Below are 23,726 nucleotides of genomic sequence, written 5' to 3'. Positions count from 1 at the left end.
ATAGTCCATCTTCTAAGATTGCTATTTGATTTTGGAAATAATACCTAGGGGAGCCACTTGCTTTGTGTTGGAGAAATCCCTGCGTATCCGTTACTGGCTTCCCTACAGATACTAAGATTTTTTCCAGAATAAAACCGGATTCCTATATTCAAGGTATGGGGAATGTTTATTCTGGTTTTTAGAGAAAAATTTTAATTTCAACTAGTATTATTACTTACTACTCCTGATACGCTGATAGTTCAGTAGCTTCTACTCAAAATATTTATTGCAGACTTAACTACTTTTCATAAAAGATTGTATTGGGCAATCTATCACATAGTTTTAATAAAAATTTAAACTTATTGACAAAGTTATATTAAATGAAATTGCAAAATATAGCACTGTCTTCAATATTCTATCAACTTTTTTGAGGATAAGACCCATAGATAGCCAGTATTATTAACAGGATATTCTCTGTTACTCATGAATAAATACCATGCATAGTCCAGGTATATCATGACTTACAGAACAGCCTGATGTGAATTAATGTCAAGCTTGATACACAAATACAAAAATATCAAAAAGTTCAAAAATGTTAGAATTTGTGAGAGCTATAACTTGCCTAAAAGATGCAGCTAATTGATACTTAATTAGCTAATGTTGAATTAATCAGCGATAATTGATCAGAGATTACTAACGAGTGGTCTATGGCAAAAGTTTTAAGAGGTTTGTAGTAATCAGAAAGTGTGCTTGTTGTATTCAAGACTAAATTCCTGAATACGAATAAAAAAAAACAAATGACCAATAAAGCTGTACAAGCTCCTCTTAAATTAGAATCAGAGTTTGGCACTGCTGCAAAAAGTCATTTTCACGATTCTTTACATATTGCGATCGCCTAAATGACTTTATAGTCCGTTGTAATTTGTACAATGCATCTGTGACTTGGATTCCGATCGAAATTGGGCTTTTCTTAACGACATTCATGAGCATTTCAACTTCTGTGCTGAGTGATCTGCTACAGTTCCTCCCCTACCTACGACCCCAGCTATATTTCAAAGCTTCACTAACGGCGCTGTCCCATGCGATGGAAGACCAAGTTTTGGCGGCGACTTTAGTCCAGCCTTTGATAATTGCTAGCTTCCAACGAGAGCGCTTTTATCGCCAAGAAGCGCATCGCTACCTACGCCTATCAGAGCGAAGTAACCAAATATACGTATTATCTGCGCCGGAAACAGATTTTACCAATAGCTCGGAATTTTATGAAAAAGTAGCTTTTGAGCCAGATGATGCCTTAAGCCAAGAATGGCATTTGGTGGTCATTGGAGACAACTATGCCACATGCCTTGTTTGTCGGGAAAGTATCGGCTCTATTGCCAAAAATCAGCAGCATCCAGAGCTAATTCCGAGTCTGGATATGGATACAGCACGTAGGTTTGAGGGAATTTGGACATCAGAAAGAGGAGTCAGCCTCAAAGCAGCCCAATTACTACTAGAGAGGATTGTAGTTTACAGACCAGATCTAGGGGACAAAGTTGAGGAAGCACGCCAAAGATTTGGGATTGGGAAACCGAAAATAGCATCAGCAGCAGAACAGAGCAACACATATGCTTGTGACATAGATACCGATCCTTTTGTGCAACGCTTAGTAACTTATCTGCAAGCTAGCCAGTACAAATTGCATAAAGCCTATCGTTCGATTACAGCCCAAGCACGGAAAGAAAGCTTAATCAACTCAATTAGTACTGCAATTCGGCGATCGCTCGATCCCCATGAAGTATTGCAAATAGCCGCACAAGAATTGGGACAGCACATGGACGCTGGGCGCTGTTTAATTTATCGCGCCCAAGCGACAGAAGCCAAAGCCATAATTGAACATGAATTTTTACATCCAGGGGTGTCATCCGTGTTAGGACAAACCTGGGAGTTAGAGCAAAATCCCTTATTTCGGGAAATAGTCAAACTTGGCGAGGGTGTGTGTGTCAGCGATACCTTAGCCGATCCTGGGGTGATCAATTCCCCAGTGCTATCTGCGATCGCCAAAAAATTTGCTATTCGTTCGTGGCTGATTGAACCAGTGTTCTATCAAGGGCGATTGCTGGGGATAGTAGAATTACACTATTGCAATCCATCGCCCCATGAGTGCCAACCCGGAGAATTAGATTTAGTCAAAGCGATCGCTACCCAGGTGGGAGCAGCTTTAATTCAAGCAGAAGCCTACGCCAACCTCGAAGAACTCAATCAGCAATTAGAAGCCCTCGATCGCACTCGCAGCAACCTGATAGCCATTACCGGACACGAACTCCGCACCCCCCTATCAACCATTCAAGTTTGCCTAGAAAGCCTCGCCAGCGAGCCAGATATGCCCCAAGATTTACAACAAGTCATGCTGGAAACTGCTCTTGCTGATTCCGAACGGATGCGGAAATTAGTGCAAGATTTCTTAACACTTTCCAACCTCGAAAGTGGTCGAGTGGAATGGCATCCTGAATCTCTGATTTTACAAGAGTGCGTAGATCTATCACTTAGCCGGATGCGAACACGCTCCACAAACGAAAAGCCGCCGGTAATTACCACTAATATTGCCAAAAACCTGCCTTTAGTCAAAGCTGACGGTGATTGGCTGGTAGAGGTAATCGCCAAACTTGTAGACAACGCTTTTAAATTTACACCATCAAAGGGAGAAATTAGCATTAGCGCGATGCGCAACAAGCAACAAATGGTTGAAGTTACCGTAGCTGATACAGGGAGGGGTATCGAACCCAACAGATTAGAAATAGTTTTTGACCGCTTTTATCAAGAAGAAGGCGCATTACGCCGGAGTACAGGCGGTACAGGTTTGGGATTAGCAATTTGTCGCCAAATTGTCAATGGCTGGGGTGGGGAAATTTGGGCGACATCCAAAGGCAAAGACCAAGGTAGTCAGTTTCACTTTACTATCCCCATTGTCCAGAGCAGCCCAGAGAGGGGCAGAGGGGCAGGGGGGCAGAGGGGGAAGGGGGACAAGGGGGACAAGGGAAAGGAGATAAATAAGAAATAATTTATGCCCCATGACGGCAGTTGCTACCCTGCGGGAAGCCGCTCCGCGTCTACAAGCCTCTTAACCCGTCCAACGCACTGCCTCCCCCATGACCAATGACCAATGACAAATGACAAATGACTAAAAACTGTTACAGTCTATAACACGATCGCAACATGATCCATTTAGCGGTGTTAGGATGCCCTAAAAACGTTGAGAGACTACTTTATGGCACTTTCTGGAAAAACTCCGCTATTTGCTGGCAGCACTGGTGGCTTGCTAACAAAAGCAGCAACGGAAGAAAAGTATGCTATCACCTGGACTAGCCCCAAGGCTCAAGTTTTTGAACTGCCTACAGGTGGTGCGGCTACTATGCAACAGGGAGAAAACCTATTGTACATAGCGCGTAAAGAATATGGTATCGCTTTGGGTGGTCAACTCCGGAAATTCAAAATCACAGACTACAAAATTTACCGGATTCTGCCCTCAGGTGAAACCACTTTAATTCACCCCGCTGATGGAACTTTCCCTGAAAAGGTGAAAGAAGGTCGTGAAAAAGTCCGTTACGTAGCACGTAACATTGGTAGCAACCCCGAACCATCTGCGCTGAAGTTCAGTGGTAAATATACCTTCGATGCTTAGGTACTAGATACTGGAAGGGAATAGGGACTAGGGACTAGGGACTAAGGGCTAGAGGCTGGGAAAAGATTTGATACCCAATCCTTTATCCTTAATACTTAATACCCTATGCCCTATGCCCTATGCCTGTTAGGCTGAATATCGACTTCTCTGCGAGACGCTACGCGAACGCTCGATTTCCGCGATGCCCCATGCCCAATTCCCAAAGTTTTTATGATTTTTCCCGATTTTTCTGATTTTTCGCAATTAGCTTCGCAAGGCAACTTTGTGCCGGTATATCAGGAATGGGTAGCCGATCTAGATACGCCAGTATCTGCTTGGTATAAGGTCTGTGCTGGTCAGCCTTACAGCTTTTTGTTGGAATCTGTGGAAGGTGGGGAAAAACTGGGACGTTATAGTTTATTAGGTTGCGATCCGCTGTGGGTGTTGTCAGCCAGAGGGAATAGTACAACCCAGACACACCGCGATGGTTCTCAGGTGGTGTTTGCAGGTGACCCGTTTACAGCTTTAGCTAACTGTCTAGAACCTTATCAGCCAGTCAAATTACCACAACTACCACCGGGAATTGGTGGGTTGTTTGGCTTTTGGGGTTATGAATTGATTAATTGGATAGAACCCCGTGTGCCAATTTATCCACAGGACGAGAGAAATATTCCCGATGGGTTGTGGATGCAGGTAGACCACCTGTTAATTTTTGACCAGGTGAAACGCAAAATTTGGGCGATCGCCTATGCTGATTTACGTGACCCACAAGTAGATTTACAAGCAGCTTATCAGCAAGCAAGCGATCGCGTTACCCAAATGCTCAACAAGTTATCTCTACCCTTATCACCGGAGAAAACGAAATTTTCTTGGACACCTCCAGGTAGTAAAAAAGCCGCCGTAGAATACAGCAGCAACTTTACTCGCAGAGAATTCTGCGCCAGCGTCGAAAAAGCAAAAGAATATATCAAAGCAGGAGATATCTTTCAAGTCGTCATTTCCCAGCGATTATCTACCGAATACACAGGCGACCCCTTTGCGCTTTACCGTTCCCTGCGCCAGATTAATCCCTCGCCTTACATGGCTTTCTTTAACTTCCAAGATTGGCAAATCATCGGTTCCAGCCCAGAAGTCATGGTCAAAGCTGAACGCGATCGCGATGGTGAGATCGTCGCAACTGTCCGCCCGATTGCGGGAACGCGCCCTAGAGGGAAAAATACCAAAGAAGATGCGGCTTTAGCACAAGATTTACTCCAAGACCCCAAAGAAGTTGCTGAACATGTGATGTTAGTTGACTTAGGGCGAAATGATTTGGGGCGCGTCTGCCAAAGCGGTAGTGTGAGAGTTGATGAATTAATGGTGGTGGAACGCTACTCCCATGTGATGCATATTGTCAGTAATGTAGTCGGTAAATTAGCAACTGATAAAACAGCATGGGATTTACTCAAAGCTTGCTTTCCCGCAGGTACAGTCAGCGGTGCGCCAAAAATTCGGGCGATGGAAATTATCCACGAATTAGAACCTAGCCGGCGCGGTGTTTATTCTGGTGTTTATGGTTATTACGATTTTGAAGGACAATTAAATAGTGCGATCGCCATTCGCACAATGGTACTACGCGATCGCACCGTCAGCGTACAAGCTGGCGCGGGTTTGGTGGCTGACTCTGAACCCGAAAAAGAATATGAAGAGACACTGAATAAAGCCAGAGGTTTATTAGAAGCGATTCGTTGCTTGCGTTAGAGCCTTCCAAGTCAAAAATATTTTGTCGTTATTGTTGAGTGTTGTAGGGGCGGGTTCACAGATATCCTCGTGGATCAACAATGATCTAAATAAACCCGCCCCTACAGACTGTTGACGGTCAACAACTTGAAAGTCAACGCTGAAAACGTTTATATCTCATATAACCAGGAATTATCAAAGATAACTGAGAAATCATTGCAGATTTGTAACAAAACTGTTATATTTCTTTACATAAGGACATGTAAAGCAATCTCAGGCGTTACACCATGTGTGGATAACTATGCATTTGAGCGTGTGATGTATGCCGAGTATGCATTATGGTCTGGAATCGAAGTAAACGAGTAAGCGATCGCTACCTCGTTACTTTGAGCAAAACGCCTATCGTTGCTGCTCAAAGTAACGAGTGACATAACAAATTGTTAAATAGTTTGAAGATTGATGCGGAGTGTTTCCAAGTTCCATCAAATAAGCTATTTACGGCAATTTTCACTCGTATGGTGTAATTTCTGGATGATTATTCAAGATTTGGGAGGCAGGCTTGATGGATGCTGATGAACTTCTCAAAAGCTATCGTGCAGGAGAGAGAAATTTCACTCAGGTAAGCCTGCACTCAGTCAATCTGAGCGAGGTGTGTCTAGCTGGAATCAATCTGGCTAGGGCTAATCTAGCTAGAGCAGCTTTATCTCAGGCTAACCTCCGGGGAGCAAACCTGATTGAAGCAAATTTGACCGCTGCTTCTCTATGGAGAACCGACTTAACCCGAGCAAACCTAATTTGGGCAAACCTGAAGAGTGCTAACCTAATTCGGGCGAATCTGACTCAAGTTGACTTGCATAAAGCTTCCTTACACAGAGCAGACTTGCGCTTAGCAAATCTGCATAATGCTGATCTCAGCGGTGTCAATCTGGCTGGGGCAGACTTGAGTTATGCCAACCTCAGTGGGGCTTTGCTAGCAGGGGCAAATCTCAGAGGTGCAAACCTGACTGGGGCAAATTTGAGCAACACAGACTTAAGTCATAGTATTCTCACCAAAGCCATCTTGTTCAAAACCGATCTTCGTTACGTTGATTTTACAGAAGTAGACATAACTGGTTTGGATTTGCGTTACTGCCTTGTTAGTGAAGAAAGTTCACCGATACCAAGTTTGCTGGAAGTCGGTTGAATACAGACATTCAGGGAACTCCAAAAAATAAATTATTCCGTTAAAGTCTTGACAGTTGACGGTTGACTGTTAACTGTGAACCGTCAACTGTCAACAATAGCAATGAAATATTTTTTACTTGGAATTCCCTAAAACAGAGTCAAGATATACAGCAGCGTAAATAGAACGATCCAGATGATGTCTACAAAGTGCCAGTAGATTTCTGCCATTTCAATGCCAGTGTGTTTAGTAGCAGAGTAATGACCGAAACGGCGCGATCGCCACAGAACACCAAGTATTAACAACAACCCTACAAATACGTGTAAACCATGAAAGCCTGTCATCAAGTAAAAACAGTTGGCAAACACGTTAGTTGTTAACCCATATCCCAGAGTCAAATACTCATATACCTGACCTCCTAGGAAAATAGCTCCCATCAGCGCCGTGATGCCATACCACAAGCGCATTCCGGCGACATTGTTCTTCTTAATTGCTGTATCACCTAAGTGGATGACAAAACTGCTAGAAACCAGAATGATAGTGTTGATAGTCGGCACGAGTAATTCCACTTCTGTACCTTCCGGCGGCCAAACTGCGGTACCACCACGCAGAACGAGGTAAGTGGCAAAAAAACCGCCAAACATCAAGGACTCGGAAAGCAGAAACGTCAGCAGCCCAAACACCCGCAAGTCTGGATGTTCTTCATGGGAAGCGGCTGAACCCAACGATATTTCTGGGGCGTTCAAAGTTGAATCCTGCATAAATTCCAATTTCCAGAGTTAAGGAGAAATAATTCGCTTGAATTTAAGCCCTCTCCAAATGGTGTACACACAAGTCCTGATCTCTGTGCCCTCTGCGTCCTCTGCGGTTAAAAATCATTTTTTAAAACCGCAGAGGCACAGAGAACGCAGAGTAAAGAGTTTGCAGACCCTAATAGTGGGAGAGGTTTGTTTAACTAACGTTAAATCGAAGCAGCAGTTTGGGCTGTTTGATTAACTTCAAGATTGCGCCCGTAATCATAGGGGCCGTGAGTGACTACAGGTAATACTTCCCAATTTTCAATCGCAGGTGGGGAAGCGGTTGTCCACTCTAAAGTTAGTGCATCCCAAGGGTTATCTGCTGCTTTGGGGCCATACATCCAACTCCAAATCGCGTTGAAGAAGAACGGTATTACAGATATGCCCAGAACAATTGCGCCTATGGTACAAATATGATTAATTCCCGCAAACTGAGGGTCATACATAGCGACTCGGCGCGGCATTCCTTGTAATCCCAGTTGGTGCATGGGTAAGAAGGTGAGGTGAGTACCGACAAAGGTGAGGGCAAAGTGAACCTTTCCCCAAGTTTCATTCATCATCCGCCCAGTCATTTTGGGAAACCAATGATAAATTCCCGCATAGATGCCAAATACAGAACCGCCAAATAAGACGTAATGGAAGTGACCAACTACATAATATGTATCGTGAACGTGGAGGTCAAAAGGAGCTGTACCCAATGTTACACCGCCCAATCCGCCAACTACAAACATTGACAGCAAGCCAATGGCAAATAGCATGGCGCTGGTGAAGCGGATTTTTCCACCCCAAAGTGTCGCCACCCAACCAAAAATCTTGACGCCAGTGGGAACCGCAACAATCAGGGTGGAAATCGTGAAGAACATCCGCATCCAAGGGGGTGTTCCACTGGTAAACATGTGGTGTACCCAGACAAATAAACCGATCACGCAGATTGCCAAGCTGGAATAAGCGATCGCTTTATAGCCAAAAATCGGCTTACGGGCGTGAACGGGAATCACCTCGGACATAATGCCAAAGATGGGTAAAATCATTAAATATACTGCGGGATGGGAATAAAACCAAAATAAATGCTGATAAAGCACCACATTTCCCCCAGCATCAGGTTTAAAGAAAGAAGTGCCAAAGTTGATATCAAATAATAACAGCACCAATCCCGCCGCTAGCACTGGGGTAGAAAATAAGGCGAGGAATGAAGTTGCTAAAATTGCCCAGCAGAATAATGGCAGTTGAGTCCACTGCATACTGGGTACTTTCATCTTCAAGATGGTAACAACAAAGTTTAACGATCCCAAAATTGAGGAAGTCCCAATAAGGACGATCGCTAAAATCCACATTGTCTGGGCAGTATTAGCGGTAATTAAACTCAATGGTGGGTAAGCAGTCCAGCCGCTTTGGGAACCGCCAAAAAAGAAACTACCTAACAGTAATGCCCCAGCCGGTGGATTCAGCCAAAAAGCGATCGCATTTAATTTCGGAAATGCCATATCTCGTGCGCCCACCATCAACGGTATGAGGAAGTTACCAAATCCACCAATGGCAGCTGGTACAATCCACATAAAAATCATCAAAGTCCCGTGATTGGTCATGAAGGCGTTATAAAGATTGGGGTCGAGAAAATCTGCATCGGGTGTATTTAATTCGATGCGGATGGCCATCGCCATCAATCCCCCAATCAGGTAAAACACAAAGGCTGTCACCAGATATTGAATGCCAATGACTTTGTGATCGATATTAAAGGTGAAGTAGTCGTACCATTTCCAACTTTGGGGTAGTTGGTGATGGGTAACGACTGCTGTGGTTTGCGAAGTTTCTAATTGTGTCATAAGAAAAAGGGGCTAGGGGCTAGGGGCTAGGGGCTAGAGAAACACAAAGGTAGTAAGAGTATTTCTCACTTCTTGTCGTCTAGCTAAGGATTTACGGCCACGGTTTGATCAATTTCTGGTTGTTGGGCTACACGGTTTTCTTCTAGCCAGCGATCGTAATCTTCTTGTGTATGGACGACTACGGAAGAACGCATACTGCCGTGATAGCCACCACACAGTTCGGCGCAAACTATGGGGTAGGTTCCAATTTTGGTGGCGGTGAATCGTAACTGTGTGGCTTGTCCAGGGATTGCATCTTGCTTCAACCGGAACTGAGGAACCCAAAATGAGTGGATCACATCATTTGCAGAGATGTTCAGTAGTACATCTTGACCGATGGGAACGTGCAGTTCACCAGTATCGATACTGTTATTGGGATAGTTGAATAGCCACGCATACTGCATTCCGGTAACGTTGACTACTAGAGATGGTGCTTTACCTTCGGTTGCAGGTGTAGAACCAATCCCAATGGGGCTAGATTTTGCTTCTGCCATCATGGACTCATGGGTCATCCCGTGATGGGCAATCTCATCCATACCCCCCATTTCAGTGTAAACATCGACACTGTATATCCCCAGTCCGATGACTATAATTCCGGGGATGATAGTCCACAAAATCTCTAGGGGAAAGCTGCCTTCAATTGGTTCTCCATCACTGTTATCTCCGCGACGACGGCGAAACTTAATTACAGAAAAGAGGATCGCCCCTTGTACTACTAAAAATAAAGCAGTACCAATGCCTACCATCACATTAAAGAAATTATCTACTAAAGGCGCTTGTGCCGAAGCTTGCTCTGGCAGAAGATGATTATTTTGTCCCACCCACAAGCTAATCAGAGTAATTAAGATACCTGCTATTAAAGTTACGATCCCAAGGGGAATTTGTTTCATAAAATAATTTCCTCTGAATAAGTTTTTTGCTGCCACATTCTTTCCAATATTCTGACTTTTCTTTGCCGGATAGCAGCACGATAAGCAACATAGCTATTATGCAAAGTAATTGCTAAACAAAGACCAATGGGAGCAAAAATTATCAACCATAATAATAGATAAATAGGGGAATTATCTCCATTATTCATGTATTTTTGACCATCTTTAAGAGCATACAATAAATGTTGTCTTGCCAGAAAATTTAGATGTTCCTGCCAAACCACAATTATTGCCGTTAAAGCTGGATAAATCACTACTAAGGTTAATAAAAATACTGTGGTAATTCTCAAGACTTTAGGTTTCATAAACATTAATGCGAAACCGCATATCCTTATAGATGCGGCGGTATAGGTACTGCATTTTCAATCCGGTCAATTCCAGTTTTAAATGTCAATAATCTTTACAAATCACAGATAACCTCTCTGATATATGACGTTATTCTTTAACCTTCTTCTTGGTGCTTTATATATTTAGACTTAAGCAATTGGCAAACTCAATACAGGTTAGGGTTTTGTGATATATATCACGAAAAAAGTCATTTGGGTGAAACTTGGTTAGACAAGACTTCATTTTTTAGAATTTCTTAATACTTAAGACTTTCTTAAGTATTGATGATTGAAACTTTCAACTATAGCAATCCATGTAGGAATTACAAATATCTCTTTGCCTTCTCCTCCTTGTACCTTTTGTCCCCTTTGTTTGTTCATATATCAAATAGAACTGCTAGAGAAATTTATGACACTTGCCTCAGTCCTGTATATCAACAGTGTTATATCAGCTACCTCATCTCCCAATAGCATATAATTAGGAATGTACTCAACTGTTGAAATCCTTACAGGATAAGCACTTAAAAATTTTTTCATAGTCGGGTACTAGTATTTTTATGAGAGTAAGAGTATTTACTTACAGGCAGAGGTACTAGTGTTTCTGTACTCAATCCCAAGCTCTACTGAGGCAAAATAGGGAGCTATTAGTTACGTTATTCTTGGCTATAAATAAATGCTACTCAGTTAATACCAATTTTTTATGAAGCTGCATAGAATTCGATCCCCCCTAACCCCCCTTAAAAAAGGGGGGAAAAGAATCAAAGTCCCCCTTTTTTAGGGGGATTTAGGGGGATCGAGATATGTGCAACTTCACATTAAATTGGTATAAGTAATTCCAGAAATTAAATTATCCAATGAGTGAGAGTGAAGACAATCGTCAGATTCTTTCTCATCTGCTCCTCTGCTTAGACAGCGGATAATTTATTTCTTGGTAGCCGCTTATTTTTGACCAGCAACTATAAACTAAATTTAATAATGTCAAATTATCTTGATTTTAATGTCTGCAAATCACTGCTGTGCAAATCTCTCGCCATTGCTGGCAGATTCTTAAAAAAACTGATGTTTTTATGGTTAAAAATTTGATTTTATGCTCCTCCTAACATCGGCTAGAAATTAGGGAGAAGTTTGTTGCACTCATGTTAAAATTAGTAACTAAATTTTAGACGAAACTAGTCTATATAATAGTATTTTGGAAATATGAAGATTCATTTAATGGTTCAAAATGAACAAAAATTTCCTAATTTTTTAGTTAAAAAAGTTACTAATGTTACGGGAGAGGAATGCGAAGAACAGAACAATTATTAACAATTCGTAATTCGTAGTTACTAATTCGTAATTACGTTACGGATGGGGATTTAGACGCCACCCGTAACGGCACGACTTATAGAAGTCGGGGACTCTAACCCTCAGTTTAATTACGAATTACGAATTACGAATTAGTAATTATGTTGAATGATGAGCAATCAGTTTTAATTAATAAAAATTTTGTGGCGATCACGTATTAGCAAAATCCAGGAAATTTAGCATCTTTGCCACCGAGAGGAATCGATAGAAGCTGTAGCTCGTAGATATCTACGGCTTTAGTTAGCATTTCAACCGGAAAATCACTTTTAATAAGACTATGCCCTACGCCATTACTAAGCGCTGTATTCAGTGTGATAATTGCCTTCCTCAGTGTCCTCAAGACGCGATCAAAGTTATCGAAGGTGACTACTGGATAGACCCTAGTTTGTGTAATAACTGTGAAGGTTATCTTACACCGCAGTGTGTACTTTCATGTCCTGTCGATTCACCCATACCTTATCAAGCGAAAAAAGGTAGATGCAAGGTTGATGTCAAAACAGTTACTAGTCCGAAGCTGTTTACAGACGGGAAAAGCCATCCTTTTTCCTCCGCGATTGTCATTTGGGAATTATGCAACGTTTTAGCACAGCGACAATCTCTGCTTTGGGAAATGGATGCAGCCGGAGAGCTATATTATCAACGACAAATTAATGGCGGTAAAGGTGCGATCGCTTTCCGGATTACAGACACGTTTGATTCTACCCCACCAGTAGCCCTTAAAGGTGCAAAGGCTGTCTCTGCGATCGAGACATTTGATCTGAGATCTGCCTGTATGCACTTGATTTATGCTGCTTATGCTACTACCCTAGATCAGCCTTGGGCAGAGGAGTTCATCATCAATGATCGGCAAATTGAAGACTATCTAGGGCTGGACAAGCGCAAAGATTTAAGCAAAACTACCAAACTGGCTCTGATTAAAGAACTTGTTGAACAACCATGCAAACTGATAGCCTCTATTAATTTACCCCCAAAAGGAAAGATTCAGGGGGTTTGCCTGGAAAACAGCCGTTTGTGGCATTTATTAGAGATGCAGCACCACTTTCAAGAAGACGAGCTAGGATGTAAACATCTGGTTGGGTTGACTTTCAAAATTAAAGCAGGTGAGTGGGCGCAGTATTTTCTCAATCGCCAAGCTTGCAAAGAACGTACTGCTTTCTATCAATATGGTACTTTACCCAAAGCCTTACTGAATACAGTCATGAGCATTTGGCAGCAGCATGAAGGTGCAGCGCGGATGATGCTGTGGTTATTATTTAAAACCAAAATGGGTAAAGAACAGCGCGTGACAATCCCCACCTTGATGAAAGTTGCTTACGGCGAGCAAAAACTTAGTCAAGTATCTTTGCAACCGGAGAATCGCCAACGTCTGTTAAAAATCTTTGAAAGTGATTTAGAGGTACTCAATCATTATGGACTCAAACCTATATTTGATCCAGTTACCTATCCCTTAGAAATTCAACCTTTATGGGCTAAATTGGTTGATATTCCCGAAGATGCAGAAGCAGCGTTAGAATTTTGGATCGATGATGGTAGTAGCAGTACCCGATTAACCGATGCAGCTCCTCGTGGGAAGTGGAATCGATTAATGAATGCGCGCATCTTATATTTTGAAATGCCACCAGAATGGAAAAAACAACTGACGAAGTCTAAGAAGAATAAACCCCGAACTACTAAGAGTAAAACTAAGTTAAAACAGCAAATAACTCTTTCTACTGAATATATTCTTGAGGCCAGAAAAAGACTAGGGTTGAGCCAAAGAGACTTGGCACAGCTAACGGGTAAAAGTCAGAGTTGGATTCGTGATATTGAAAATGGGCGTTTTCAAGCTAAGTTAGAAGACCAGATACTATTGCGAAAAGCATTAGGTTTGACATCTTTCCAACGCTAACTGCTTTTTAGACAGGACTTACGCACGGACTACGACTTTACGTCATTACGAGCGCAGCGAAGTAATCGCAAAGGCTTACTTTTTCGTCATGAGTGCTTAAGTCCTATTAGATTTTGATTGAGGAAATTTTCATCTAAAATTGTTTGAGTTTTTAAAGCTCTTTTAATCAGATAAAAACTAAAAAGCGCCCTCCCAATTGGGAGAGCGCTGATTATTCACAGAGAAGCTATTATTCTTATCTGTTACAGATTAACCGTTGATAGCAGGAGCGGTTAAAGCAACAGGAGCAACTTCACCAGCAGCCAAGTCTAGAGGGAAGTTGTGAGCGTTACGCTCGTGCATTACTTCCATACCCAAGTTAGCGCGGTTGATGATGTCAGCCCATGTGTTAACTACACGACCGGTGGAATCAATCACAGATTGATTGAAGTTGAAACCGTTCAAGTTGAACGCCATTGTGCTGACACCCAGTGCGGTAAACCAGATACCGACTACAGGCCATGCAGCCAAGAAGAAGTGCAGTGAACGGCTGTTGTTAAAAGAAGCGTATTGGAAAATCAAGCGACCGAAGTAACCGTGTGCCGCAACGATGTTGTAGGTTTCTTCTTCTTGACCGAACTTGTAACCGTAGTTTTGTGATTCGTTCTCGGTGGTTTCACGAACTAAGGAAGAAGTTACCAAAGAACCGTGCATTGCGGAGAACAAGGAACCGCCGAATACACCAGCCACACCTAACATGTGGAAGGGGTGCATGAGGATGTTATGTTCAGCTTGGAACACAATCATGAAGTTGAAGGTTCCAGAGATACCCAAAGGCATACCATCAGAGAATGAACCTTGACCGATGGGGTATACCAAGAATACTGCGGTAGCTGCTGCTACTGGTGCAGAGAATGCTAAGCAGATCCAAGGGCGCATACCTAGGCGGTAAGACAATTCCCACTCACGACCGAGGTAGCAGAATACGCCGGTTAAGAAGTGGAAAATTACCAATTGGTAAGGACCACCGTTGTACAACCACTCATCTAAGGAAGCAGCTTCCCAAATGGGGTAGAAGTGTAAACCGATAGCGTTAGAAGAAGGAACAACTGCACCAGAGATGATGTTGTTGCCGTAAAGTAAAGAACCTGCAACTGGTTCGCGGATACCATCGATGTCTACTGGCGGTGCAGCGATGAAGGCGATCACGAAGCAAGCGGTGGCGGCGAGGAGGGTAGGAATCATCAGGACTCCGAACCAACCGATGTATAGACGGTTGTTGGTGCTGGTGATCCATTCGCAGAAGCGATCCCATACGTTAGCGCTAGAGCGCTGTTGTAGAGTTGCTGTCATTGTTTTATGAATGCGTTTGGTTATGTATGTATTAGGCGTGTTTGTCTTTGCCTGTAACAGTACTTTACACTGCTTTACAAAAGTTAATCAAGTGTTTTAACTTTTGTAAAAGTTATACATTTAATTAGTTTTACTTATTTAAGAGACAAAATTTTGACGCCGCAAGAGGAGATGAGGGCGTGTTTTTCAACCTCAAAAGCCTTTAGGCAGACAGCTCAACGAACACAGCCTGCGAACCGCCAAGGCGTTAGCGAAGGGTAGGCAGGCTCAAAATCTTCATGTTTGGTATTAACCGCAGAGGAAACAGCGAAAAGTCTGAGCGCCGGAAGTCAGCGCTCAGACTTTTCAATGACTGCGATTAGGGAGAAAATCTTACAATCCAGGCATGATAATCAATGCCTAATGCCCACTTATACAAGCACAATGTCGGTGCTAGTTGAAAAACCAGCAGGTTTGTTCTCGATAGTAGCGAACTGAGTGCCGAGGAAGGACAACGCACCAGAATAACTGTCATACTTGAACTGGTCAATTGAACTAGCACCAAATCCAACTTTACTAATCTCGATTTTGTCGCCTAAGCTCGGTTGAGACCAGTTTGTCTGGAAGTCTTTGATGATATCAATGCCTTCGGATACATAGTTGAAGGCAAATTTATCTGCGCCACCATCGCCATACAGTACGTCAGCGCCATAACCACCGACTATATAATCATTGCCAGCGCCACCGTAGAGGGTGTCTTTGCCGGCACCACCATAGAGGGTGTCATGCCTACTGCCACCAATCAGCAGGTCATCACCTGCATCACCGTTGCCATATAACCTGGTAGTGCTATCCCTGCCATCGAGAGTGTCATTGCCCGCACCACCAGAGAAACTTACCAAGTTCACACCTGTGTAGCTTAAGTTGTTGACATCAAACGAGTCATTACCGCCTTCGCCGGAGACAGAAAATTGCTCGGCAGTATCTACAGTGAGTTTAAACTGTCCTAAGTTCACCCGATCAAAGATTGCCAGGTTTCCTTGTTGACCGAGAACAAACTTGTCTCCTTGAGCAACTGAGCCATCGACATCAATTGTATCAATGCCAGCATTGCCGCTAATGCGATCGCTACCATCGCCATCATCCCAAGCCAGGGTGTCATTGCCCGCACCACCAATCATGGTGTCGTTGCCTTTTTCACCTTGAACTAAGTCATTACCATCGCCACCATTGAGGGTGTCACTAGCACTGCTACCAGTCAGCACATCATCGCCTGCATCACCATTACCATAGAGCTGGGTACTGCTATCGCTGCCGTCGAGTGTGTCATTACCCGCACCACCAGAGAAACTTACCAACTTCACACCTGTGTAGCTGAGGTTGTTGACATCAAACGAGTCATTACCACCTTCGCCAGAGACAGAAAATTGCTCGGCTGTATCTACGGTAAGTTTAAACTGTCCTAAGTTCACCCGATCAAAGATTGCCAGGTTTCCTTGTTGACCGAGAACAAACTTGTCTCCTTGAGCCACTGAGCCATCGACATCAATTGTATCAATGCCAGCATTGCCGCTAATGCGATCGCTTCCATCGCCATCATCCCAAGCCAGGGTGTCATTGCCCGCACCACCAATCATGGTGTCGTTGCCTTTTTCACCTTGAACTAAGTCATTACCATCGCCACCATTGAGGGTGTCACTAGCACTGCTACCAGTCAGCACATCATCGCCTGCATCACCATTACCATAGAGCTGAGTACTGCTATCGCTGCCATCGAGTGTGTCATTACCTGCACCGCCTGTGAACTGTACTAAAGTTACACCAGTCCCTACAAGGTTATTAACATCCAAGATGTCATCGCCGCCTTGACCATTGATCTCGAACTTCTCAGCAGTGTCTACAGTTAAAGTGAAGGGCACTAGGTTCAGTCGGTCGAAGATGGCTTTGCCTTGGGCATCCCGTTGCAAACGGAAGTTATCTCCTACGGGCGCACCATTGACCTGTACAGTGTCATAGCCAGTCTCGCCGCTGATTCTGTCACTACCGTCACCATTGTTCCAAATCAGCAAGTCGTTACCTGCTCCACCCAGGAACCTGTCTGCACCGCGATCGCCTATTAAGGTATCGTTGCCGTAACCACCAGATAGGTAGTCGTTACCGTCGCCACCGCGTAACAGGTCATTACCAGCATCGCCAGAGAGGTTATCGTTGCCAGCCCCACCATTTATAATGTCATTGCCTGCTAATCCATAGATATTATCATCACCATCAGTGCCGGTGAGGATGGGGTAGTAGACATTGTTTTGAGTTGTGCCGTTATCGTTGTAATTAGTACCGTTTTTAGTAGCCATGTGAGTTGCTCAATAGATTGTAATGTTGTAATTTTTACAGGAGTCAATCTTCGCTTTGACCCTGTGTTTGTTTGATAGAGGTAATTTGAGAAATTTATGCAAAGAAGTGAAAAGATGATCTTTCTCTGGTGTGATACCTGATATTGATGCCTGGGAAACATCATGTCTAGTCATCAATTCTCTTGCTGGCGTTGCATCTCCTTTGTGCATTAGTTATTATTAGGTTCCCCTGTAAATACAAAAAGGTAAATGTGGATAATTTAAGGACTTTTATTCCCTAAAATTTAGCTAGCAAAAGCCGAGTTAAGGTTAAGTAAGGAAATTTAAGGTGAATAATAAGCTGCGACGCATCTAATTTGTATATAAGACGCGGGCTTTCCGGCACGCACTACAATTATTTTGCGTTTTTGACTTATATAATTTAGCTGCACATCAGCTTATTTGCTAAACCATGCTGATCTTTTACCCTGAAAAAAATAACAACCTGAAAGCCAAGAAGGTTTCAGGTTGTTAATGGGAAACTGACTGCGCTAATAGTTGTAAGTTAGCGTTCCCCCTTCTTCAGAAAGGGAAAAGCTAAAAAGCTGATGATTTAAGCATCATCTAAAGCCGCAATTCCCGGTAATACTTTACCTTCGAGTAACTCCAAGCTAGCGCCACCGCCAGTGGAGATATGGCTCATTTGATCGGCTAAACCAACCTTTTCTACAGCTGCTACAGAGTCGCCACCGCCGATAATAGTGGTAGCACCAGTTTTACCAATTTCCGCTAAAGTACGAGCGATCGCTTCTGTACCTACGGCAAATTTATCAAACTCAAACACACCCATTGGGCCATTCCAAATTACAGACTTGCAATCTGCAAGAGCTGCTTGGAATACTTTGACTGAGTCTGGGCCAATATCTAAACCCATCCAACCATCAGGGATGTTCTCAATGCTCACGGTTTGAGAATTGGCATCAGGAGCAAAATTATCTGCCAATACCACATCTGTGGGTAAAAGTAAAGCTACGCCGCGTTCTTTAGCTTTGGCTTCTAAAGATTTTGCTAGTTCTAGCTTGTCTTCTTCAACTAAAGATTTACCAACACTCAAACCACGGGCTTTGTAGAAGGTGAAAATCATCCCACCGCCGATGATTAGCTTGTCGCACTTCTCCAGCAGTGTTTCAATTACGCCAATCTTACTAGAAACCTTGGAACCGCCAATAATCGCTGCTAAAGGACGTTGGGGATTTTCAATCGCATTTTGCAGATATTGCAATTCCTTTTCCACCAAATATCCAGCCACAGAGGGGCTGAGGTATTTAGTTACACCTTCAGTAGAAGCATGGGCGCGGTGTGCAGTCCCAAAAGCATCATTGACATAAAAATCAGCATTGGCTGCCAATTTTTGCGCAAATTCTGGGTCATTGTTTTCCTCTTCTTTATAGAAGCGGACATTTTCTAACAGCAGCACTTGGCCGTTTTGTAAAGCCCCAACTTTGGCAGCAACTTCATCACCGATAGAGTCATCAGTCTTAATAACTTCTTGACCCAGTAATTCAGACAGACGCTTAGCAACAGGAGTCAAACGCAATTTGTCATCCACACCCTTAGGACGACCAAAATGGCTTGCTAGAATTACCTTAGCTCCCTTCTGCGTTAAATCTTGGATAGTTGGCAAAGCGGCACGAATCCGAGTATCGTCTGTGATGTTGCCTTGGTCATCCACAGGCACATTAAAATCCACCCGTACTAAGGCACGTTTACCAGATACATCTGTCGCAGATAAATTTGCTAAAGTTTTTTTGGACACAGCCAGACCCTCCCGATCGCCTTTTTGTTATTGTTTTGAAAGTAGAACCATCCAGATTTTACAGGAGTCAGGGGTACGGAGGTGAGAGAGATGTTCAAGACAGTTTTATTTCCCATCGATCAAAGTCGCGAAGCCAGAGAAGCGGCTGACGTGGTTACCAACGTCGTGCAAAAGTATGGTACTCGTTTGGTATTGCTATCCGTCGTGGAAGAACCGCCCGCAGACTCGCCCAGCGCCGATCCAATGGTGTCACCTGAAGTAGTTGCCAAATTACTCGAAAGTGCCCAAACTTTATTTTCTCAACAAGGAATTAAAGCCGAAATATTGGAACGCCAGGGTAAACCAGCTTTTACCATTTGTGATGTGGCTGACGAGATTGGCGCAGATTTAATTATTATGGGTTGTCGTGGTTTAGGCTTAACTGAAGAAGGTGCAACTGATAGCGTCACCACCCGCGTGATTAATCTTTCACCTTGTCCAGTTTTGATTGTGCCTTAATGGGCCTGGGGCACTTGTACTGAGCAAAGCCGAAGTATGGGGTATTGGGCATTAGGAAGAGATGGAGGAGATGGGGGGATAGGGGAGATGAGGAAGAAAACTTCCCATACTCCCCATACTCCCCACACTCCCCCATGTCCTATGCCCTGCATCTAGTATGTGTTGCAGCGGATTAAACAGGATGGTAAGCTGAAAAATATACCAGTTGTGGTTTTTATTACTGGCAACAGCCCGATAGATATCGAAAACTGCTACAAATAAAGAGTTAATAGATTATTAAGCCAAGCAATTTTTCTTCAATCAGATCTGCAAACGCTGCTAGACTACTGGTCTGAAGTATCCAAGCTTCCTGCTTATCTGGATGATTAATCATGTGTCAAACCGGGCGCACCCTGTTAATTGTTGATGACTCCCCAGAAGACCGGGAACTTTATCAGCGCTATTTAAAGCGCGATCGCGAATATGCCTACAATATTTTAGAGGCAACGCTGGGGCAACAAGGGTTAGAGCTATGGGCAAAACACCAACCGGATGTTGTGTTACTTGACTATCGTTTACCTGACCTAAATGGGCTAGAATTTCTCAACCGCTTACAATCTTCTACACAAAAGTCTTGTTTACCAGTAATTATGGTAACGGGAGAGGGCAATGAAGCGATCGCCGTCCAGGCGATGAAAGCGGGGGCACAAGATTATCTAGTTAAGGAGCAGATTACCCCAGAACGGTTGCAACTGGCAATAAATGGGGCAATTGAAACAGTGGAGTTACGCACCCAACTGCAACAGCGGATTGACCGAGAGCGCCTGGTTTCAAAGATTACCCAGCAAATTTACAAATCGCTGAATCTGGATGAAATTCTTCAGACAACTGTAGCCGAGGTGCGGCAATTTCTTCAGACCGATCGCGTTCTGGTTTTGCGGAAAAAACTTGATGGTAATGCCAAGGTAGTAGCAGAATCAGTAGGGGCAACATGGCGATCGCTTCTCTCGTCCACTATCCACGATCCCTGCCTTGCCAAAAACTACCCCGCGTGCATTCAATCGGAATCTGTAACCTCCGATAGCGCCTTTGTCGAGAATGATCTCAAACGCTATTGGGTAAGCTCAATATCTGATATTCATGATGGCAGCATTGACCCATGCTACGCTGAATTGTTGGCTCAGTTTCAAGTGAAAGCGAATCTGGTCGTGCCAATTATACACGACGACAAGTTTTGGGGATTGCTAATTGTTCATCACTGTGCTTCCCCTAGATTGTGGCAGCCCTTGGAGATTGACTTGCTCAAAGAAATGGTAATCCACTTGAGTATCTCGTTGCGGCAGGCAGAACTTTATCAACAGGCACAGGATGAACTCAAAGAACGCCGACAGGTAGAAATAGAGCTAAGAGATAGTGAAGAACGTTTCCGCCAACTGGCAGAAAATACTAATGCGGTGTTCTGGATCAGAGAGGTTCCCGAAAACCGAGTCAGCTACGTCAGTCCTGCCTACAAACGACTGTGGGGACTCGACCCCCAGAAATTGTATGCAGACCAACAAAACTGGGTCAATTATATTCATCCAGAGGATCGGGAATCAACCCACCAAGCATTTCAGGAAAAAGCTGCCGCAGGTGAATTTGATCAAGAGTATCGGATTGTTTTACCCGATAATAGCCTGCGCTGGGTGCGCGATCGCTGCTTTCCGCTCCGAAATGAAGCAGGCGAGATTTATCGGTTTACAGGTATTGCCGAAGACATTAGCAGGAGCAAACAAATCGAAATCGAACTCCAAGAAAATCGGGCAATACTGCAACAGCAATTAGCAGAAATTGAAGCCATTTATCAGACAGCCCCCATAGGTTTAAATGTCTTAGATACTGATCTGCGGTTTGTACGAGTTAACCAGCGACTAGCAGAAATGAATGGGTTGGCGATTGAAGCCCATATTGGTCGCACGCTACGTGAGTTGCTACCGGGACTGGCTGATGATGCTGAGGAGATTCTGCTGCCGATTCTCAAAACGGGACAACCCAAGCTGAATGTGGAAATCCGGGGAGAAACCCCAGCCCAGCCAGGTAAGCCACGCATCTGGTTAGAACACTTTTTACCTCTCAAGGATGGCGATGATCGCATTATCGGCATCAGCACTGTCTGCGAAGAGATTACCGATCGCAAACAAGCTGAACTTGCCTTACAGGAGCGTGAACGTCAATTTACCACCCTAGCAGAAGCCTCTCCCACTGCCATATTTAGATACGATACAGCCAGCAACTGCACCTATGTCAATCGTCGTTGGTGCGAAATGACAGACCAACCCCCAGAGGCAGCATTAGGCATGGGATGGGTGCAAACCCTGCATCCCGATGACCGCGATCGTCTGTCCCAAGCATGGTTGGAATGGTGTGCGAACGCCAAGGAACAAGGGCCTTATCAGCAAGAAGGTCGGTGGACGCGCCCAGATGGTCAGGTGATCTGGTTCATCTGTCAGGCACTTCCAGAAATCGACTCTAATGGCAATGTGGTTGGCTACATTGGCACCCTCACCGATGTCACCGATCGCAAACAATCAGAGCAAGCATTACGCCAAAGCGAAGAACGCTATCGCTGTTTAGCAGAATTAATTCCCCAATTGGTTTGGACAGCCAACGCCCAAGGAGCGTTACTGGATGTCAATCAACGCTGGTCGGAGTTTACAGGCTTAACCCTAGAACAAGCCCGTACTAGCGGATGGGAACAAGTTATTCATCCAGAAGATGTAGCTGTCATGGCGCAAAAATGGGCTGAGTCTGTAAACAATAGTACCTCCTATCAAGCGGAAGGTCGGATGCGGCGGGCAGATGGGGTATATCGCTGGCATCTACATCAAGCAATTGGGCCAAAGAATGAGCAAGGCGAAATTATCAAATGGTTTGGCACAGCAACAGATATTGAAGCCCAAAAACAACTAGAAATAGAACGCGATCGCTTATTACAACTAGAGCAAACCGCTAGGGCCCAAGCCGAACGCGCCAACAGAATTAAAGATGAGTTTTTAGCAATTTTATCTCACGAATTGCGATCGCCCCTGAACCCAATTTTGGGTTGGGCAACGCTCCTGCAAACTCGCAAATTAGATGAAACCAAAACCCAAGAAGCCCTAGCCAGCATTGAACGCAACGCCAAGCTGCAAACCCAACTCATTGATGATTTGTTGGATGTTGCCAAAATTCTCCGTGGTAAACTCACCATGAATGCAGATCCCGTAAATCTAGCATTCGCGATCGAAGCCGCGATTGACATTATGCGCACCGCAGCTGTTGCCAAATCAATTCGGTTGCATCCAGTGTTATCCCCAGTTGGGCAGGTATCGGGTGATGCAGCGAGACTCCAGCAAATTGTTTGGAACCTGCTATCTAACGCCATCAAATTTACCCCCAACAATGGACGGGTAGACATTCGTCTGGAACAAGTCGGTAACTCTGCAAAAATTACAGTCAGCGATACAGGTAAAGGCATCAATCCCGAATTTCTGCCCCATATCTTTGAGTCATTTCGCCAAGAAGATGCTTCCACCACACGTAAGTATGGTGGGCTGGGGTTGGGATTAGCGATCGTCCGGTCTCTAGTTGAAGCCCACGGGGGAACCATCTTGGCTCATAGTCCCGGTGAGGGACAGGGCGCGACATTTACAGTGCAATTACCCTTACTGGATACCGCACCAAAGAAGAGTCAGCCTCATGAATTACCAGAGCAAAAAGCAGATTTGACGGGGATTCGAGTCCTGAGTGTTGATGATGAACCTGATACCCGGGAATTATTCACAACCTTACTAACTCAATCCGGCGCAGAAGTTCTAACTGTAGCCGCCGCTGCCGAAGTTTTAGCCGCCCTAGAAACCTTTCAACCCGATATCATAGTCAGCGATATTGGAATGCCCAATGTTGATGGCTATGCCCTGATCCAACAGATTCGTTCTCTTCCTCCGGAACAAGGAGGAAAAATTCCCGCGATCGCCCTCACAGCCTACGCCAGAATTGAAGATCAGCAACGAGCTCTAGCAGCCGGCTTCCAACACCATATCTCTAAACCCATTGAATTAGAGAAATTAGTGCAAGCGATCGCGGATTTGGCTAGTCAGTTGACTGTTGACTGTTGAGTGTTTGCCCAAT

Annotated in this window: 15 protein-coding genes; 7 read left to right on the top strand and 8 right to left on the bottom strand. The window is 44.1% G+C overall.

All coding sequences use genetic code 11. The features are described 5' to 3' along the window. Nucleotides 1–961 precede the first annotated feature (961 nt). The 3 genes from AACU32_RS01915 to trpE all read left to right on the top strand — a co-directional run bounded on the left by AACU32_RS01915 (nucleotide 962) and on the right by trpE (nucleotide 5,356). On the top strand, nucleotides 962–3,016 hold the full coding sequence (locus AACU32_RS01915) for a DICT sensory domain-containing protein (protein WP_096597327.1): 2,055 nt from the start codon (nucleotides 962–964) through the stop codon (nucleotides 3,014–3,016). A gap of 207 nt (nucleotides 3,017–3,223) precedes the next feature. Next, nucleotides 3,224–3,637, top strand: coding sequence for a photosystem I reaction center subunit II PsaD (locus AACU32_RS01910; RefSeq protein WP_096597325.1), 414 nt, complete (start codon nucleotides 3,224–3,226; stop codon nucleotides 3,635–3,637). Nucleotides 3,638–3,847: 210 nt separating this feature from the next. Then, nucleotides 3,848–5,356, top strand: a complete 1,509-nt coding sequence (gene trpE, locus AACU32_RS01905; protein ID WP_096597323.1) for an anthranilate synthase component I — start codon at nucleotides 3,848–3,850, stop codon at nucleotides 5,354–5,356. 278 nt (nucleotides 5,357–5,634) lie between these two features. Here the strand turns inward: trpE and AACU32_RS01900 are convergent, their stop codons facing one another. Further along, nucleotides 5,635–5,766 carry a hypothetical protein gene (locus AACU32_RS01900; protein WP_339377422.1) on the bottom strand — a complete coding sequence of 44 codons (132 nt, stop codon included), beginning with the start codon at nucleotides 5,764–5,766 and terminating at the stop codon, nucleotides 5,635–5,637. Between the two features lie 131 nt (nucleotides 5,767–5,897). Between AACU32_RS01900 and AACU32_RS01895 the strand changes: the two genes are divergently transcribed. After that, a complete protein-coding gene (locus AACU32_RS01895) occupies nucleotides 5,898–6,518 on the top strand; it encodes a pentapeptide repeat-containing protein (RefSeq protein ID WP_096597321.1) in 621 nt (206 codons plus the stop codon). Between the two features lie 128 nt (nucleotides 6,519–6,646). Here the strand turns inward: AACU32_RS01895 and AACU32_RS01890 are convergent, their stop codons facing one another. From AACU32_RS01890 to AACU32_RS01875, 4 genes are all read right to left on the bottom strand, one after another. Beyond that, nucleotides 6,647–7,258 (bottom strand): cytochrome c oxidase subunit 3, encoded by a 612-nt coding sequence (locus AACU32_RS01890; protein WP_096597319.1) that lies wholly within the window; start codon nucleotides 7,256–7,258, stop codon nucleotides 6,647–6,649. A 200-nt stretch (nucleotides 7,259–7,458) separates the two neighbouring features. Beyond that, on the bottom strand, nucleotides 7,459–9,117 hold the full coding sequence (ctaD, locus tag AACU32_RS01885) for a cytochrome c oxidase subunit I (RefSeq protein ID WP_096597317.1): 1,659 nt from the start codon (nucleotides 9,115–9,117) through the stop codon (nucleotides 7,459–7,461). 83 nt (nucleotides 9,118–9,200) lie between these two features. Further along, nucleotides 9,201–10,046 (bottom strand): cytochrome c oxidase subunit II, encoded by an 846-nt coding sequence (gene coxB / locus AACU32_RS01880; protein ID WP_096597315.1) that lies wholly within the window; start codon nucleotides 10,044–10,046, stop codon nucleotides 9,201–9,203. Next, on the bottom strand, nucleotides 10,043–10,390 hold the full coding sequence (locus AACU32_RS01875) for a hypothetical protein (RefSeq protein ID WP_096597313.1): 348 nt from the start codon (nucleotides 10,388–10,390) through the stop codon (nucleotides 10,043–10,045). Before AACU32_RS01875 ends, coxB begins: the two co-directional genes overlap by 4 nt. A gap of 1,642 nt (nucleotides 10,391–12,032) precedes the next feature. On the opposite strand from AACU32_RS01875, the gene AACU32_RS01870 reads away from it, so the two are divergent. After that, nucleotides 12,033–13,643: a helix-turn-helix domain-containing protein gene (locus tag AACU32_RS01870; RefSeq protein ID WP_096597311.1), complete on the top strand. Its 1,611-nt coding sequence runs from the start codon at nucleotides 12,033–12,035 to the stop codon at nucleotides 13,641–13,643. 249 nt (nucleotides 13,644–13,892) lie between these two features. On the opposite strand, the gene psbA is transcribed toward AACU32_RS01870, so the two are convergent. The 3 genes from psbA to AACU32_RS01855 all read right to left on the bottom strand — a co-directional run bounded on the left by psbA (nucleotide 13,893) and on the right by AACU32_RS01855 (nucleotide 19,100). Further along, nucleotides 13,893–14,975 (bottom strand): photosystem II q(b) protein, encoded by a 1,083-nt coding sequence (gene psbA, locus AACU32_RS01865; protein WP_096597309.1) that lies wholly within the window; start codon nucleotides 14,973–14,975, stop codon nucleotides 13,893–13,895. Between the two features lie 410 nt (nucleotides 14,976–15,385). Then, nucleotides 15,386–17,305 carry a calcium-binding protein gene (locus AACU32_RS01860; RefSeq protein ID WP_096597307.1) on the bottom strand — a complete coding sequence of 640 codons (1,920 nt, stop codon included), beginning with the start codon at nucleotides 17,303–17,305 and terminating at the stop codon, nucleotides 15,386–15,388. Between the two features lie 592 nt (nucleotides 17,306–17,897). After that, entirely contained in the window at nucleotides 17,898–19,100 is a 1,203-nt protein-coding gene (locus AACU32_RS01855) for a phosphoglycerate kinase (RefSeq protein ID WP_096597305.1), read from the bottom strand. 90 nt (nucleotides 19,101–19,190) lie between these two features. Here AACU32_RS01855 and AACU32_RS01850 point away from each other — a divergent pair, with 90 nt between their 5' ends. After that, a complete protein-coding gene (locus AACU32_RS01850; protein ID WP_096597303.1) occupies nucleotides 19,191–19,598 on the top strand; it encodes a universal stress protein in 408 nt (135 codons plus the stop codon). Nucleotides 19,599–19,969: 371 nt separating this feature from the next. Next, nucleotides 19,970–23,713 (top strand): PAS domain S-box protein, encoded by a 3,744-nt coding sequence (locus tag AACU32_RS01845; protein ID WP_096597301.1) that lies wholly within the window; start codon nucleotides 19,970–19,972, stop codon nucleotides 23,711–23,713. The last annotated feature ends 13 nt before the right edge of the window (nucleotides 23,714–23,726 follow it).

It is taken from the genome of Calothrix sp. NIES-2100 (assembly GCF_963875285.1).
GTDB lineage: Bacteria > Cyanobacteriota > Cyanobacteriia > Cyanobacteriales > Nostocaceae > Aulosira.
Note: the sequence above shows the minus strand (reverse complement) of the source record. Positions and strands in the feature narration are given on the sequence as shown.